The organism is Vibrio mangrovi, assembly GCF_024346955.1.
Lineage (GTDB): Bacteria > Pseudomonadota > Gammaproteobacteria > Enterobacterales > Vibrionaceae > Vibrio > Vibrio mangrovi.
The window spans coordinates 921,207-936,034 of sequence record NZ_AP024884.1; the positions used below are offsets into that span (position 1 = coordinate 921,207).

The following is a 14,828-nucleotide window of genomic DNA, read 5'->3' on the forward strand; positions in this document are numbered from 1 at the left end:
CACATTCGACAATACTTATAGCCAAGTAACGGATACTTCTTTCTGAGTAAGGCTCGATTTACGGACAAATTTATGAAATTACGTCGCTACTCTCTTAGCATTCATATTGGCAGTTTATTTCTGATTTTAACTTCGATTGTTGGTGCCGTGTTAATTCTGATTAGTTACAACCATGCTCAGGCACTACTTACTGAGACAGCGAAACAATTAAGTTATGAAAATAGCCGCAAAATCGAGACTGAATATAAACAAAGTATCGGGCCGATATTAACCACACTGGATTTTCTGGCATTCAGTACATTCGTCGAAAAAGAACACTCACCGATAGATGATAAGCGCTGGCTGGCATCCATCGCTTTGGTGTTTCAGAAAAATACCAATTTAGTTGCCCTCTATTTTGCCGATGACAACGGCGACTTCACAATTATGCGTCCTCTTCTGGATGTACAGGAGAAAAGACGTTTCGATGCTCCGCCAAATGCGGTTCTTTATGCCCAGCAGACGCAACCTAACGGCCAGAATGACATTTTCTTTCTTGACGAACAATTTCAGCAAATCAGTCACCACCAGTCTCTTGATAACCAGTTCGATCCCCGTGTACGTCCCTGGTTTGTTTCCGCCCAGTTTGATGGGAAGATCCGGCTGACCGAACCATACTTTTTCTATTTTCTGAAAACACATGGAGTCACACTGTCACGAAGATCTCCTGATGGACATAAAGTTGTGGGAGCAGATTTCACACTGGACTCACTTTCCAGACAAATCAATGGCATTGGTTTTTCCGACCATACAAAGCTGATTCTTTTTGATCAGCAATACAATGTGTTGGCACAACATAATGCGAATATATCGGTAACAGACACGCCAGCCCAAAACCGGAACAAACTGAACAACTCATTATTTGCTCCAATTCTCAACCGTACGAGTAGTCAGGTGATCTATGAAGCCGTCAATGACGGGGAAAGAGACTGGTCTTTAACGCTGACTCCCGTCACATTGAATCCCTATGTAACTCTGATGCTGGCTGAAGCAATGCCCCATGATGACCTGCTGTCGAATCTGCTATCGATGCGCAATCAACAGGTAAAAACTGCAATCATTCTGTTGATTGTCTGCTTTCTCATTGTCGCCGTCGTTGCCTCAAGGCTGGCAAAACCACTTAAAACACTCGTCCAGCTTTCAGACAATATCACCCGGTTTGAATTCAGAAAAACACGTTATCCCAAATCGATGATCAAAGAAGTCACAAATCTATCCCAGTCATTGCAGCTCATGGAGCATACACTGCATGACCTGCTCAAATTATTGCGCAATACCGCCAGTAATCATGATTTCAATACACTGGCCAAAACGATCACTCAGCAAAGTTACCAAATCACCCGGGCAGAAACGATTATTCTCTATATGTATTCGGCTGAAAAAGAGTCTTTCACAACGCTGGCAAACCACGCGATCATTCCTTTCAGAATCGACATCAATGAACTACTCAATGAAACCCCCTGGTTAAAATCACAGCTTCAGAAAGGAGAGCTCGTTCACATCAGTAAACAGGATAACGTCACTAAAAAATACCGGGATCAACTCTTTAACTCGGACATTTATCTGTTTCCTCTTCTCAACCGGCACCGTCAGCTCATCGGTATTCTGAACCTGGGCTACGAGCGTCCTATTACTCAGGAACAGACCGACAAGCACGCTTTCTTGCGCGAATTACTGGGCTTCGCTCAAATTGCAAAAGACAATATCGATACGTTGCAACAGCAAAAAGAGATGTTCTACGCTTTTATCGAGCTGATCGCTTCCGCCATCGATACCAAATCACCTCATACCAAAGGGCATTTCCAACGGGTTCCAACGCTGGTGCAATGGCTGACAGAAGCCGCAACTGCTGATACCCGTTATTACCCGTATTTCAAAATGACGGATTCACAATGGGAAGAGTTAAATATTGCGGCCTGGTTACATGACTGCGGGAAAATTACCACGCCGGAGTACATCTTTGACAAAACCACGAAACTAGAAACCGTTTATGATCGCATCCATGAGATCCGCATGCGCTTTGAGCTATTGAAACTTCAGGCAGAAACTGATTACTGGAAGGGATTAACTGAGGGCAAAGATCAAACGGTTCTGCTGGCAGAACTGGAAGAAACTCACCGGACACTGGATGAAGAATTCGCATTTGTTGCCCACTGCAATACCGGCAGCGAACCGATGACCAATGAAAAAATAGAAACACTACACCGCATTGCACAACGTAGCTGGAAGCGAACGCTGGATGACCAATCAGGTGTTTCCCTGCTTGAAAAACAACGAGCCGGAAAAGCGGCCGCACTCCCCGTGATGGAAAAATTACTGGATGATAAGGCCGCTCACTGCATTTCCTGGGAAGAAGGAAACTATCCTCAGGATATGTGGCAAGAGGATTTTTCACTCAAACCCGGACCGTTATTATACAACCGGGGAGAACTGCACAACCTCTCTGTCCGTCACGGCACACTCACCGAAGAAGAGCGTTTCATTCTTAATGATCATATTGTTCAGACCATCATGCTGCTGAACAAACTTCCCTACCCTGAACATTTGAAAAATATTCCGGATATCGCCGGAAGCCACCATGAACGCATGGACGGTCAGGGTTTCCCCCGAGGCTTAAAAGCTGAAGAACTTTCCGTTCAGGCCAGAGTTATGGCTATTGCCGATGTCTTTGAATCCCTGACATCCAGAGACCGTCCGTATAAGAAAGTGAATACCCTTTCAGAAGTCATCCAACACATGACAGAGATGGCTGTCACCGGTCATCTGGATCCCCGTATTTATCTGCTATTTCTGGAAAACGAACTGTACTTGCGTTATGCACAGGAGTTTCTGGAAGAGTCACAGATAACTCCGATTGATAAAAACATACATATTAAACAGGTAAAACAATATCTCAGAACAATGACCCATGAGATGTAATCCCAAAAAAAGCGAGCTAAAACAATCCGGTCTTTCTTATGCCCAAATAAGTTGATCAAATCGACACTTTTGGTTGATGTAAATCAAATTGTCGTAGAGAATAGAGGTCCGTTTTTTTCGCTCTTTCATGATCGGTGTCATGGATATCGGTAACACCTATCATTGTTATAGAAAGGGCCGATTTTCTATTTTGGTATTGTGCTGCTACCGTTAGCACATGCTAAATACCTCGTTTTTAAGGGAAAGATGATGGTAATACCTGAAAACAGCAGCATCGTAATTTTTGGTGCTTCCGGCGATCTCACTTACCGCAAGCTTATTCCTGCCTTATATCATCTATATGCAAACAATCAGCTTCCAGAATCATTTGCAATTTTAGGTGTGAGTCGAACGGAATATAGTGATGATTCCTACCGGGAAAGATTGAAAAAAACTCTTCAGGAACTGGAGAAAACCGTCCCTGAAACGCTTGAGTCCTTCTGTCAGCATCTTCACTATCAGGCAATTGATACTTCGGACGTCAATGACTATCACAAATTGGCTGAACGGCTGGAAGGACTGGCTGAACAATATCAGTTTGAACAACGTAATACGCTGTTCTATCTGGCAACTCCGCCAAGCCTGTATGGTGTTATCCCCGGCTGCCTGGCAGCTCACGGCCTGAATGAAGAAAGTCAGGGCTGGAAACGTCTGATTATTGAGAAACCATTCGGTTATGATCTCCAGTCCGCTCAGGATCTGGATGTTGAAATTCACCGTCATTTCCAGGAACACCAGATCTACCGGATCGACCACTATCTGGGTAAAGAAACCGTACAGAACCTGCTGGTTTTCCGCTTTGCTAACGGAATGTTCGAACCACTCTGGAACCGGAATTTCATTGATTACGTTGAAATTACCGGCGCAGAATTCCTCGGTGTTGAAGAGCGCGGAGGTTACTACGATGGCTCCGGAGCTGTCCGGGATATGTTCCAGAACCACCTGCTTCAGGTATTGGCTATGGTAGCCATGGAACCACCGGCTGCGATCAACGCTGACTCAATCCGTAACGAAGTCAATAAAGCACTGCAAAGTCTGCAACCGCTCAGCGATACTGACCTGCGGCAGAATCTGGTACTCGGACAGTACACCGAATCTGAAGTCCGGGGGCAATTCCTGCCGGGATATCGTGATGAACATGGCGTTGCGGAAGATTCACGCACCGAAACCTATGTTGCGCTGAAGATGTTTATCAATAACTGGCGCTGGAATGGTGTGCCTTTCTATGTGCGCAGCGGAAAGAGACTTCCGACCCGGGTGACCGAAGTGGTCATTCATTTCAAACGGACTCCGCATCCGGTCTTCGGCCTGAATGCGCCGGAAAATAAACTTGTCATCCGGATTCAGCCTGATGAAGGCATTCTGATGTGCTTCGGTCTGAAAGAACCGGGAGCCGGCTTCCGGGCGAAAGAAGCATCAATGGAATTCCGCTATGCTTCGCTGGAAGAAACGCAAATGTTGACTGCTTATGAACGTTTGTTGTTGGATGCCTTAAACGGAGATGCAACTCTGTTTGCCCGCACAGACGCGGTTGAAGCATGCTGGAAATTTGTTCAGCCTATTCTGGACTATAAACAAGATCCTACTTCTCTGTATGGATACGCCTGTGGAACCTGGGGCCCTAAAGAATCGGACGAACTGCTGCAAAAAGACGGCAGAGAATGGCGATTCCCCTGTAAAAATTTAACGAATACGGACTATTGCGAATTATGATTAACCACAAAATTTTTCAAACTGCCGATGAAGTCGTTCACTCTCTTGCAGATGACTTAAAAACTTATAGTGAGCTGGGCCGTCCGGTTCATATTTCCCTGTCAGGCGGAAGTACGCCTAAAATGTTGTTCAAGCTGCTGGCTTCTGCACCTTATGCAACCTCAATCCAGTGGCAGAACCTGCATTTCTGGTGGGGTGATGAACGTTGTGTTGCTCCGGATGATGCAGAGAGCAACTACGGCGAAGCAAACGCACTTCTGTTCAGTCAGATTCAGATCCCGGCAGAAAATATCCACCGGATTCTGGGTGAGAACGATCCAGCATCTGAAGCAGAACGTTTTGCTCAGGAGATGTCAGATCTGATCCCGGCTCAGGACGGTACACCAGTGTTTGACTGGATTTTACTGGGTGTGGGTGCCGATGGACATACAGCTTCTCTTTTCCCTGGCGCAACAAATTATCAGGAACCAGCACTGGCGCTTGTCGCATCTCATCCTGAATCAGGACAGTTACGGGTTTCAAAAAGTGCCAAAGTGCTTCAGGCAGCCAAACGAATCAGTTACCTGGTACTGGGCGCAGGCAAAGCGGACATCGTCCACGAAATTCACACCACTGCTGCAGAAGCATTGCCATACCCTGCAGCTAAAGTTCAGTCATCTCAGGGAGAGACTGAGTGGTATTTAGATAAAGACGCAGCAGCAAAGATTGCGTGAGGAGATAAATTCAATGAAAGGCGATATAGGTGTTATTGGCCTTGCGGTCATGGGACAAAACCTGATTCTCAACATGAACGACCATGGTTTTAAAGTGGTTGCCCATAACCGGACCACATCCAAAGTTGATGAATTTCTGGAAGGGCCAGCAAAAGGAACCAACATTATCGGTGCTTACTCCATGGAAGATCTGGTTGAAAAACTGGAGAAACCACGCAAAGTTATGCTGATGGTCCGTGCCGGTTCAGTTGTTGATGCATTTATTGATCAACTGGTTCCTCTGCTGGATGCCGGTGACATTATCATCGATGGCGGAAATACCAACTATCCGGATACAAACCGCCGTGTTGCTGCCCTGAAAGAAAAAGGGATTCACTTTATCGGAACTGGTGTATCAGGCGGTGAAGAGGGCGCTCGTTTCGGACCGTCAATCATGCCGGGTGGAGCTCCGGAAGCCTGGGCTGCGGTGAAGCCTATCTTCCAGGCAATTTCTGCCAAAACTGACGCTGGTGAACCCTGCTGTGACTGGGTTGGTAACGATGGTGCAGGTCACTTCGTGAAAATGGTTCACAACGGCATCGAATATGGTGACATGCAGCTAATCAGTGAAGCTTATCAGTTCATGAAAGACGGTCTGGGTCTGAGCCATGAAGAAATGCAACAGACTTTCAGCGACTGGAACAAAACTGAGCTGGATAGCTATCTGATTGAAATCACGGCAGAAATCCTGGGTTACAAAGATGAAGACGGTAGCCCGCTGGTTGAAAAGATTCTTGATACAGCAGGCCAGAAAGGCACCGGTAAATGGACCGGTATTAATGCGCTGGATCTGGGCATTCCACTGACACTGATCAGTGAATCTGTCTTTGCCCGTTGTGTATCAGCACTGAAAGATCAGCGTGTTGCTGCCGAAGCTCTGTTCGGAAAAAGCATCGCGAAGGTTGATGGTGACAAACAGGAATGGGTTGATGCGCTACGTCAGGCATTGCTGGCTTCAAAAATCATCTCTTACGCACAAGGCTTTATGCTGATGCGCGAAGCTTCTGATGAAAACGGCTGGGAACTCAACTACGGAAATGTGGCACTCATGTGGAGAGGCGGCTGTATTATCCGTTCAGCTTTCCTTGGCAATATCAGAGACGCATATGACGCCAATCCTGAACTGGCATTCCTGGGTTCAGATCCTTATTTCAAAGGTATTCTGGATCAGTGTCTTGCTGCATGGCGTAAAGTTGCTGCGAAATCTCTGGAAACCGGAATTCCGATGCCTTGTACCACGTCGGCACTGACATTCCTTGACGGCTACACAACAGCGCGTCTGCCAGCGAACCTGCTTCAGGCTCAGCGGGATTACTTCGGTGCACACACTTATGAGCGCATCGACCGTCCACGTGGAGAATTCTTCCACACCAACTGGACCGGAACCGGCGGTGATACAGCCTCCACGACTTACGATGTCTGAAAATACAAAATTAGATCGCAAATAATGGTCGATTATTAACACATTTGTGATTATAATTTGTGCTTTCTTCAGATGCTGCCTGAGCTCAGGCAGCATCTTCTTTCATAATCAACACAACAAGAGAGATTAAGAAATGTTCAATAAACACCATGTCTTCGTACCAGCAGAACTTGAAATCGAAACGTTTCGCTCATCCGCACAAACCGAAACCGTAGAAACAGAAAGAGAACGTCTGGTTCGTCAGGCTCAGGAACTTGGTATGCAAGAATCTTCTGCCGTTGAATATAAAAAGTGCGCATAATGGAAGCGAAACATAAAAATCTCATTGACCTGACACGTCATGGACGTTCGTGTTAGGCGATATTCAGTTCAAGCTGCCAGTAGCCGACAGAAACCGGCCGGTTGAATTTAAAGCCAATCTCCTTAAACTCCCCGACTTTCATAAATCCCAGCTTCTCGTGTAACCCGACACTTCGCTCATTTGGTAAAGCAACCACACCCATCACATGACGAATCCCCCGCTGTTGCAGCCATGTCAGTAAACTCCGGTAAAGTGTACTTCCCACACCTTTCCCTCGGGTATCCTTCGCCAGATAAACGGAACTTTCTACCGTAAAGCGATAAGCACTTCTTTCCTTCCACAGTGATGCATAAGCATAGCCAAGTACAACGCCATCTTCCGATTCCGCCACCAGCCAGGGCAAACCCGCCTGTTGAATCTTACGGATGCGTTGCGCAATCACATCTGCTGCTACCGGCTCCTCTTCAAAGGTAATCACCGTATTGTCGATATAATGGTTGTAGATCTCTGCAATCGCAGCCGCATCATCTGAGCAAACGTCTCTGATATTCATTTCTTCTCCTGATCCTTGTGGAATAAATAAAAGAAAATATTCGGTTAACATATCATTTTTCATTGGCATGTATGTTATGCGCACCAGTTTATCAATCTCCCCAAACCACTAACCCCGAATCACCACACAAGAAGTCTGTTTCTGTTTGCCATAGCCGATAATCTGGCTCAGTACGGCTTTACCGACCGGGATGTAGGGCGCAGTAACGACGTCAGACTCATCATCAACATGAGGATCGTGGATAAAGAAAAAGTGTTCGCTCATGCCGCTGAGTAAAATCCAGTGTGGTTCTTTATTGCCGGTAAAGCGATAGGTGCTGATCAACAGCAAGACACATGCGCCCTGCTCTAGCCATGTTTCAAACTGGGCTTGGGTCGGTGGCGAGTCAATGACCGTGACATTCTGTTTTTCTGCAAGCTGTTGGCAAAAGTCCTGATGCACCAGTTCAATCACTGACTTCTTATTCGGATCTCTGACACCATCAATAAACGGTACTGTCGGAGAACGGCTCCACAGTTCGACATTGAACCCCCGCCGGGCAGCAGCCAGAGCCAGTCCGTGTCCGCTACAGCCACCGTGCCCGGAAGTCATATAAATTGTGGTCGCTTCACGCCATAGCTGCAATTCATGTGTACGACTTAACTCGGTATCCGGCTGAAAACGGGCGAAGCTCATTAAAAGGCAAGCAGCACCACAGGTAAACGGTGTGGTTTGTACATATAACGGAATCGGAATTTCCAGCCGTGGCTCATGCGGATCAAGCCGTTTCTGCATCCGGATACCGTCACATTGGTCATCGTAATAATGGACCAGAATTCTGAGCCGTTTATAGCCCATTTTTTCATATAATTTTAATGCTGCCCTATTGTCATCACGCACTTCTAGCCGTAATGTACAGGCACCTTGATCAAGAGCTGCACGCTCACATTGCTCCATAAGTTGCCGGGCAATGCCACGTCCTCTGAAGTCGGGGTTTACGGCAATCGAATATAACCTTGATAGCTGTGTACCTTGGTGAAACAGAAGTAAAGCATAGCCAGCCAGTTGTGTTCCGGATTCGGTAACCGCGGATTCAGCAGTACCGGATTCAGCCACAAAAATGGCGGCGTGCTCCGATTTCAGGAAACGCCGCATTTGACGCGGTGAAATCCTGTCTCCGGAAAAAAGCTGTTGCTCTAGTGCATTTAGCGCAGAAAGATCAGTGTGGGTCGCATGACGGATGTTCATACGATACCTCAAAAGGTTAAAAGGATTGCGATGCAATATTATGTCGATACGCAGATCTCTACAAGAGACTTGATATCATGCAACCGGAAATATAGCACATGGCAAATCTTTTCATTGTGACCGATCATACTGATGACTGGCACCAGTATTTTCCTTCCGATCAGGTCATCAGTGTCCAAAACTATCTCGACACGAACTGGAAACCGACCCATAAATCCATTCAGGTCGTCAACTTATGCCGCAGTTATGATTATATGACCAGCGGTTACTACTGCTCCCTCATGGCCGAAGCAAGAGGACACAGAGTCATTCCCCGGGTGATGGCGATTAATGACATTCATCAGCCTTTTCTGCATTCTTCAAATCTGCTGAAACTGAATAAACTGTGTCCTTCAGAACACCAACTTCAGTGCAAAATTTATTTTGGCCGTACACCGCAGAAAGGGCTGGAGAAACTGGCCCGCCATCTGTTTGAGCAGTTTATGATCCCGGTGATTCATATTGAACTGTCCAAACATAATCACCAATGGCATATCAAAGCCATTCGACCATTTCCGTTTCAGGATCTGACCGACCCCGAACAGGATTTTTTCATCGAATCACTGGAAAAATTCTCAAGAAAGGTCTGGAAAAGCCCAAAACAGAATAAAGCTTCCCGCTATGACCTCGCGATGATGGTTGATCCGGAAGAGAAAATGCCCCCTTCAGATAAAGCCGCACTGAAACGCTTTCAGAAAGCCGCTCAGCGTTTGGGAATGAATCTGGAAACCATCACGGCAGAGCATCTCTCCCGCCTGGGAGAATTTGATGGCCTGTTTATCCGGGCAACCACCAATATCAGCAACGAAACTTATCGTTTTGCGAAAACAGCGGAAAAAATGGGGCTGGTGGTCATGGATGATTCTGAGTCCATTATGAAATGTACCAATAAGGTATTTCTGACCGAGCTGCTGCAACGTAACCACATCCCGGCCCCTAAAAGTGTTATCGTGCAAAGCTTTGATCCCGGCTGGCAGGAGAAACTGTTAGCAGAACTGTCATTTCCGATGGTATTGAAAATTCCCGATGGTGCATTTTCGCGTGGCGTTATCAAAGTCAGTAATATTGATGAGCTCAATAAAGAAGCAGCTTCCCTGTTTGAGAAAAGTGCACTGATTTTGGCTCAGGCATTTATGCCAACCGACTTCGACTGGCGTATCGGCATACTCAACCGACAAGCCATTTTCGCCTGTAAATACATGATGAGCCGTGGCCACTGGCAAATTTATCATCACCATAATAACGGCCGGACAACTTCCGGTAGTTTCGAAACCCTGGATCTGAAACAGGTTCCCAAAAATGTGATTGATACAGCCCTGAAGGCCGCGAACCTCATCGGCAGTGGCCTGTATGGAGTTGATTTAAAAGAAATAGATGGTCAGGTCTATGTGATTGAGGTCAATGATAACCCCAGTATTGATCATCATGTCGAAGATGCTTTTCTGGGAGACTTACTCTATGACCGGATTATGACTGAGTTCCTGCGTCGCATTCAGATGCGGGGATTCTGACCGGGTCAGTCACACCTCTCATATTTTTCAGAAGCCTGCAATGTTGCAGGCTTTTTTGTTGATAGATCACTCAAAAAAGAAACAAAACCGGTTCCGTAAGGATGAAATCATCTCACATCCTTAGTGTCCCGCACCGGACCGTTTTATCCCTGTTCTATACTCAAAATGAAGTCCATGTTGTAAACACTGACATTAATGCTAAAACTCGATAATAAAAAACTATTACATATTATTCGTTATGCCCCAGTTATCGTTGTCACCCTATTTGCAATCGCCGTTAATATCATTGCGATTGAAGACAACCAATCGATGGCTCAGTACAGCATTGAAAATTTGCGGGCAGAACTTCTCAACACGCAGCGTGAAAAAATTCGCGAACAGGTTCGTTATGTCATCAGAAAAGTCCGGACTGAGCGTTTTTTATCAGAAGCAAAGCTAAAAGATCACGCTAAACAGCGAGTCTATGAGGCCTATCATGTTGCGCACTACATCTACAATAGCAACCAGGGAAAACCTAAAGCGGAAATAGTCCATCTGATTACCGATGCCCTGCGCCCTCTCCACTTCTTCAACGAACGAGGCTACTTTTTCATCTTTACCCAGCAGGGTATCAGTGTGATGAACGGCTTAAGACCAGAGCTTGAAGGGACGTCGATCCTTGATCTTCAGGATAGCCGGGGAACTTACTTTATCCGCAACTTCATCAAAAAGTTTGAACATTCACAGGAAGGATTCTACCAGTGGTGGTTTCAAAAACCGGGTCAGTCAAACCAGCAGGACTTTCAGAAAATCGGTTTTGCCAAAACATTTGAACCTTATCACTGGTACATCGGTACCGGTGAATATGTGACTGCTTTTGAGAATGCTCTGAAAAAAGAAATTCTTGAGTGGATCTCTGAATATGAGTACGGAGAAGGCGGATACTTCTTTATCATCGACAAACAAGGCACATTACTTGCCCATCACTACAATGACTTTTTAGGCCCGGAACTTACTGTCGGAAAAAAAATTGATGACTCGTTACGACAGCAGATTCTGGCACAGGTTCGTAACGGTGGCGGTTATATCCGCTATCAGAAACCACTGACGGTCGATGGAAAAATTTCGCTGGAACAAGTCAGTTATGTCACTGAAATCAAAGGCTGGGACTGGATTGTCGGAACCGGATTTTACTCTCAGGTCTACGAGAAATACCTCAGCTCACAGGCACATCAGCTCTCACAGTATAAAAAGCAGAGTCTGGCTAAACTGAGTACTCTCGGTATCGTCTCCATCCTTTTGCTGATCGTTGTTTCCCTGTATGTCAGCCACCTGATCGCCCGCCGGTTCAATACTTTTCAGCAACGTATCGTTGACGATGTAAATGAACTGGAAAACAGCAAAGATAAAATGGAATTCATGGCGCTACATGATGCCCTGACAGGATTACCAAATCGTCTGTCCCTCCAGAAAAAAATTCAGGAAAGTATCAACTTATCAAAGAAACACGGCACCCACGCCGCCATTATGTTTGTCGATCTGGATGATTTCAAACATATCAATGATCTACACGGACATGCGACGGGAGATCAGCTTCTGTGTTCAATCAGCCGCCAGTTCGAATCCGTACTGGAAGAAACAGATCTCGTGGCCCGTTTTGGCGGTGACGAGTTCATTTTCTGCTGTGCGGATTTACAAGGTACCGATGAAGCCAGAGAAAAAGCTGAAATCATCCGCCGCCTGTTTGATGAACAATTTGTAATCGGCGGAAAAATTTTATCCGTGGGCTGTAGTATCGGTATCAGTATGTATCCGGATGATAGTGATGATCCGGCTGCGCTGATTCGCAAAGCCGACATCGTTCTTTACCATTCCAAAGCAATCAAAAAGGGACAGATTCTATTTTACGATCAACATATTAATGAGCAGGTGCAACTCGATCTGAACATTCATCATGAGCTGCAACGGGCACTGATTAATCAGGAATTCAGCGTCTGTTACCAACCCCAGATAGAAGCCAACAGACACCGGCTGGTAAGCGTTGAAGCATTGATACGCTGGAATAATCCACGTCTGGGCAATGTTCCGCCGGCAAAATTCATTGAAACAGCAGAAGAAACCGGGCTCATCCATGATATTGGCTTATTCGTTTTCCGCCGCGCCTGTGAGGAAATTTACCGCTTATCTCCCAACGGTCATAATGCCGTACAGCTATCGGTCAATGTATCACCCACTCAGTTAGTGACACCCCACTTCCCGGAACAACTGGCGGAAATATGTAGTGAGATCGGGATTCATACTCATCGCATTACGCTGGAAATTACCGAAAATATCTTAATTAACAAACTGGAAACTGCGATACCGATTCTGAATCAGCTTCGGGTACACGGATTCGGAATCTCACTGGACGACTTTGGCACAGGTTATTCTTCTCTGAGTTATATCAATAACCTGCCGTTAACAGAAATTAAGATTGATCGCTGTTTTATCGACCGGATGCTGAACAATCAGCAAAGCAATATGCTGGTTAAAATGATCATTGGTATCGGCAAATTCAGCGGTATGACGGTAGTAGCTGAAGGTGTTGAAACACAAGAACAGTATGAACAGCTCATCGAATATCACTGCGATTTAGTTCAGGGATTCTATTTTGACCGCCCACTCACATTTGAGCAGCTCACACACCGTTATAAAAATTATTACAGCGCTTACGTCAACAACTTTCCATACTCGTACTAGCCTGGTGTGCAAGTATGCTGTTTAACCGGGATCAGCCATAAGGAAGCAGAGAAAATGGGAAATGGTATGCAATACGCCAGCAGAGGGTCTAAATACAGATTATACAGTGCCATCCTATTATGGGGATGTTCTGCGGTGTCCGTGGCAGCCCCGACAGAGATCACAATGTGGCGCCATTTAGCCAATATTCGGGAAATGAAGGCTTCTGCAATGGCTGTTGAGCGGTTCAATCAATCGCAGCATCGATGGAAAATTGTTCAGGAGAACATCCCGGAAGCCTCCTATACCCAACTCATCACTGCGGCAGCAAAAGCAGAACAACTCCCTTGCGTCATCGACCTCGATCAACCACTGGTGCCCAACTTTGCCTGGAATCAGTTTCTGCGTCCGCTGGACGGCCTGATCGATGCCCGAATTCTCGACGCATTGAATTCATCAGGCAAGGGAACCTATCAGGGAAAAACCTATTCTGTCGGACAATTTGACGCTGCTCTGGCACTGTTTACCCGCAAGTCGCTGCTCAAAAAAATTGGGGTTCGCACACCAACCCTGACACATCCATGGAGCAAAGACGAATTCATGGAAGTTCTGGATAAAATCAAAGCCACCAGAACCTATCAATATCCATTCGATATCCGGAGTAACGACATGACTGAATGGCTTCCGTATGCTTTATCGCCAATGATGCTGTCCTGGGGAGCCGATCTCATCAACCGTAATAACTATGTTGAAGTCAACGGTATTCTCAACTCACCCAAAGCAATTGAATTCGGTCACTGGCTCTATTCACTGGTTACGAATCACTACATTGAGCGTCATCCAGCCGATGATAAAGGGCTGCTCACCGGCAGAGTTGCGATTCAGTATCATGGTTCCTGGGCTGTCGGAGAATTCGAGCGGGTATTAGGTGATGATCTCGCGATTCTGCCCGTGCCGGATTTTGGTCATGGCCCAGTCATCGGTGGTGGTTCCTGGCAATGGGCAGTCACAACAGACTGCCCGTATCCCGAAGGAGCAAAAGCTTTCCTGACCCATATGGTTTCCACCAAAGAAATAGCCACTGTCTCGATTTCAGCAAATGCTATTCCGACACTTCCTGCTGCTACTTCGTTGACTCAGGATTTTGCCCCGAATGGGAAATGGCGTATTTTCTACGAATTCTCGGCCCGTTTTGCCAAAGTCAGACCGGAAACTCCTGCCTATGCGGTGATTTCCTCCAGTTACAAAAAAGCAATCAACGCCATACTGGACGGCGAAGACCCTCAGATTGCTCTGGATTATGCCGTCGATAATATTGAAGCAGCTATAGAGCACAACAAAGGTTACGGGTTTCCACTACCAGTGAAATCATCAACACCATGACATCTCTTTCTTGATTCCCTCCGATAGAAAGCATTTTTTGTTGCATATAAAACGTGACTAATATCAACTTATTGATGCTAGTTATGCGACATAAATCTCAAATTCATTGAAATGTATTTTTAGTTTCATATTAAAAAGTAAAACTAAGCCACGGAATAGTTATCTGATAAATAAATAGCTATCTGTTAAATAAATAGTTATCTGTTTAATAAATTAGCTATCGGTTTGATAA

General features: G+C 45.9%; 10 protein-coding genes. 8 read left to right on the forward strand and 2 right to left on the reverse strand.

The window, feature by feature from the left end:
* Nucleotides 1-72: 72 nt before the first annotated feature.
* The 5 genes from OCU74_RS20230 to OCU74_RS20250 all read left to right on the forward strand — a co-directional run bounded on the left by OCU74_RS20230 (nucleotide 73) and on the right by OCU74_RS20250 (nucleotide 7,186).
* The gene (locus tag OCU74_RS20230) at nucleotides 73-2,958 is read left to right on the forward strand and encodes an HD domain-containing phosphohydrolase (RefSeq protein ID WP_087483042.1); all 2,886 of its coding nucleotides are present in this window, start codon (nucleotides 73-75) and stop codon (nucleotides 2,956-2,958) included.
* A gap of 249 nt (nucleotides 2,959-3,207) precedes the next feature.
* Nucleotides 3,208-4,710, forward strand: a complete 1,503-nt coding sequence (zwf, locus tag OCU74_RS20235; protein ID WP_200807804.1) for a glucose-6-phosphate dehydrogenase — start codon at nucleotides 3,208-3,210, stop codon at nucleotides 4,708-4,710.
* Entirely contained in the window at nucleotides 4,707-5,423 is a 717-nt protein-coding gene (pgl, locus tag OCU74_RS20240) for a 6-phosphogluconolactonase (RefSeq protein ID WP_087483040.1), read from the forward strand. The genes zwf and pgl overlap by 4 nt, the downstream gene beginning before the upstream one ends.
* Before the next feature lie 13 nt (nucleotides 5,424-5,436).
* Nucleotides 5,437-6,885 carry a decarboxylating NADP(+)-dependent phosphogluconate dehydrogenase gene (gene gnd, locus OCU74_RS20245; RefSeq protein ID WP_087483039.1) on the forward strand — a complete coding sequence of 483 codons (1,449 nt, stop codon included), beginning with the start codon at nucleotides 5,437-5,439 and terminating at the stop codon, nucleotides 6,883-6,885.
* A gap of 133 nt (nucleotides 6,886-7,018) precedes the next feature.
* The gene (locus OCU74_RS20250) at nucleotides 7,019-7,186 is read left to right on the forward strand and encodes a hypothetical protein (RefSeq protein WP_159457485.1); all 168 of its coding nucleotides are present in this window, start codon (nucleotides 7,019-7,021) and stop codon (nucleotides 7,184-7,186) included.
* A gap of 52 nt (nucleotides 7,187-7,238) precedes the next feature.
* On the opposite strand, the gene OCU74_RS20255 is transcribed toward OCU74_RS20250, so the two are convergent.
* Nucleotides 7,239-7,739, reverse strand: a complete 501-nt coding sequence (locus OCU74_RS20255; protein WP_087483052.1) for a GNAT family N-acetyltransferase — start codon at nucleotides 7,737-7,739, stop codon at nucleotides 7,239-7,241.
* A 108-nt stretch (nucleotides 7,740-7,847) separates the two neighbouring features.
* On the reverse strand, nucleotides 7,848-8,966 hold the full coding sequence (locus OCU74_RS20260; RefSeq protein ID WP_087483038.1) for a GNAT family N-acetyltransferase/peptidase C39 family protein: 1,119 nt from the start codon (nucleotides 8,964-8,966) through the stop codon (nucleotides 7,848-7,850).
* Between the two features lie 98 nt (nucleotides 8,967-9,064).
* Here OCU74_RS20260 and OCU74_RS20265 point away from each other — a divergent pair, with 98 nt between their 5' ends.
* The 3 genes from OCU74_RS20265 (at nucleotide 9,065) to OCU74_RS20275 (ending at nucleotide 14,596) form a co-directional block, all read left to right on the forward strand.
* Nucleotides 9,065-10,516, forward strand: coding sequence for a RimK family protein (locus OCU74_RS20265; RefSeq protein WP_087483037.1), 1,452 nt, complete (start codon nucleotides 9,065-9,067; stop codon nucleotides 10,514-10,516).
* A gap of 195 nt (nucleotides 10,517-10,711) precedes the next feature.
* Nucleotides 10,712-13,234 carry a bifunctional diguanylate cyclase/phosphodiesterase gene (locus OCU74_RS20270; RefSeq protein WP_087483036.1) on the forward strand — a complete coding sequence of 841 codons (2,523 nt, stop codon included), beginning with the start codon at nucleotides 10,712-10,714 and terminating at the stop codon, nucleotides 13,232-13,234.
* 165 nt (nucleotides 13,235-13,399) lie between these two features.
* On the forward strand, nucleotides 13,400-14,596 hold the full coding sequence (locus OCU74_RS20275; protein WP_200807802.1) for an extracellular solute-binding protein: 1,197 nt from the start codon (nucleotides 13,400-13,402) through the stop codon (nucleotides 14,594-14,596).
* Nucleotides 14,597-14,828: the final 232 nt, after the last annotated feature.

What these genes read in the sequence shown, in the direction of transcription:
- OCU74_RS20230 (WP_087483042.1), top strand. Translation starts at nt 73, where the DNA reads ATGAAATTACGTCGCTACTCTCTTAGCATTCATATTGGCAGTTTATTT.
- zwf (WP_200807804.1), top strand. Translation starts at nt 3,208, where the DNA reads ATGGTAATACCTGAAAACAGCAGCATCGTAATTTTTGGTGCTTCCGGC.
- pgl (WP_087483040.1), top strand. Translation starts at nt 4,707, where the DNA reads ATGATTAACCACAAAATTTTTCAAACTGCCGATGAAGTCGTTCACTCT.
- gnd (WP_087483039.1), top strand. Translation starts at nt 5,437, where the DNA reads ATGAAAGGCGATATAGGTGTTATTGGCCTTGCGGTCATGGGACAAAAC.
- OCU74_RS20250 (WP_159457485.1), top strand. Translation starts at nt 7,019, where the DNA reads ATGTTCAATAAACACCATGTCTTCGTACCAGCAGAACTTGAAATCGAA.
- OCU74_RS20255 (WP_087483052.1), bottom strand. Translation starts at nt 7,739, where the DNA reads ATGAATATCAGAGACGTTTGCTCAGATGATGCGGCTGCGATTGCAGAG.
- OCU74_RS20260 (WP_087483038.1), bottom strand. Translation starts at nt 8,966, where the DNA reads ATGAACATCCGTCATGCGACCCACACTGATCTTTCTGCGCTAAATGCA.
- OCU74_RS20265 (WP_087483037.1), top strand. Translation starts at nt 9,065, where the DNA reads ATGGCAAATCTTTTCATTGTGACCGATCATACTGATGACTGGCACCAG.
- OCU74_RS20270 (WP_087483036.1), top strand. Translation starts at nt 10,712, where the DNA reads ATGCTAAAACTCGATAATAAAAAACTATTACATATTATTCGTTATGCC.
- OCU74_RS20275 (WP_200807802.1), top strand. Translation starts at nt 13,400, where the DNA reads ATGTGGCGCCATTTAGCCAATATTCGGGAAATGAAGGCTTCTGCAATG.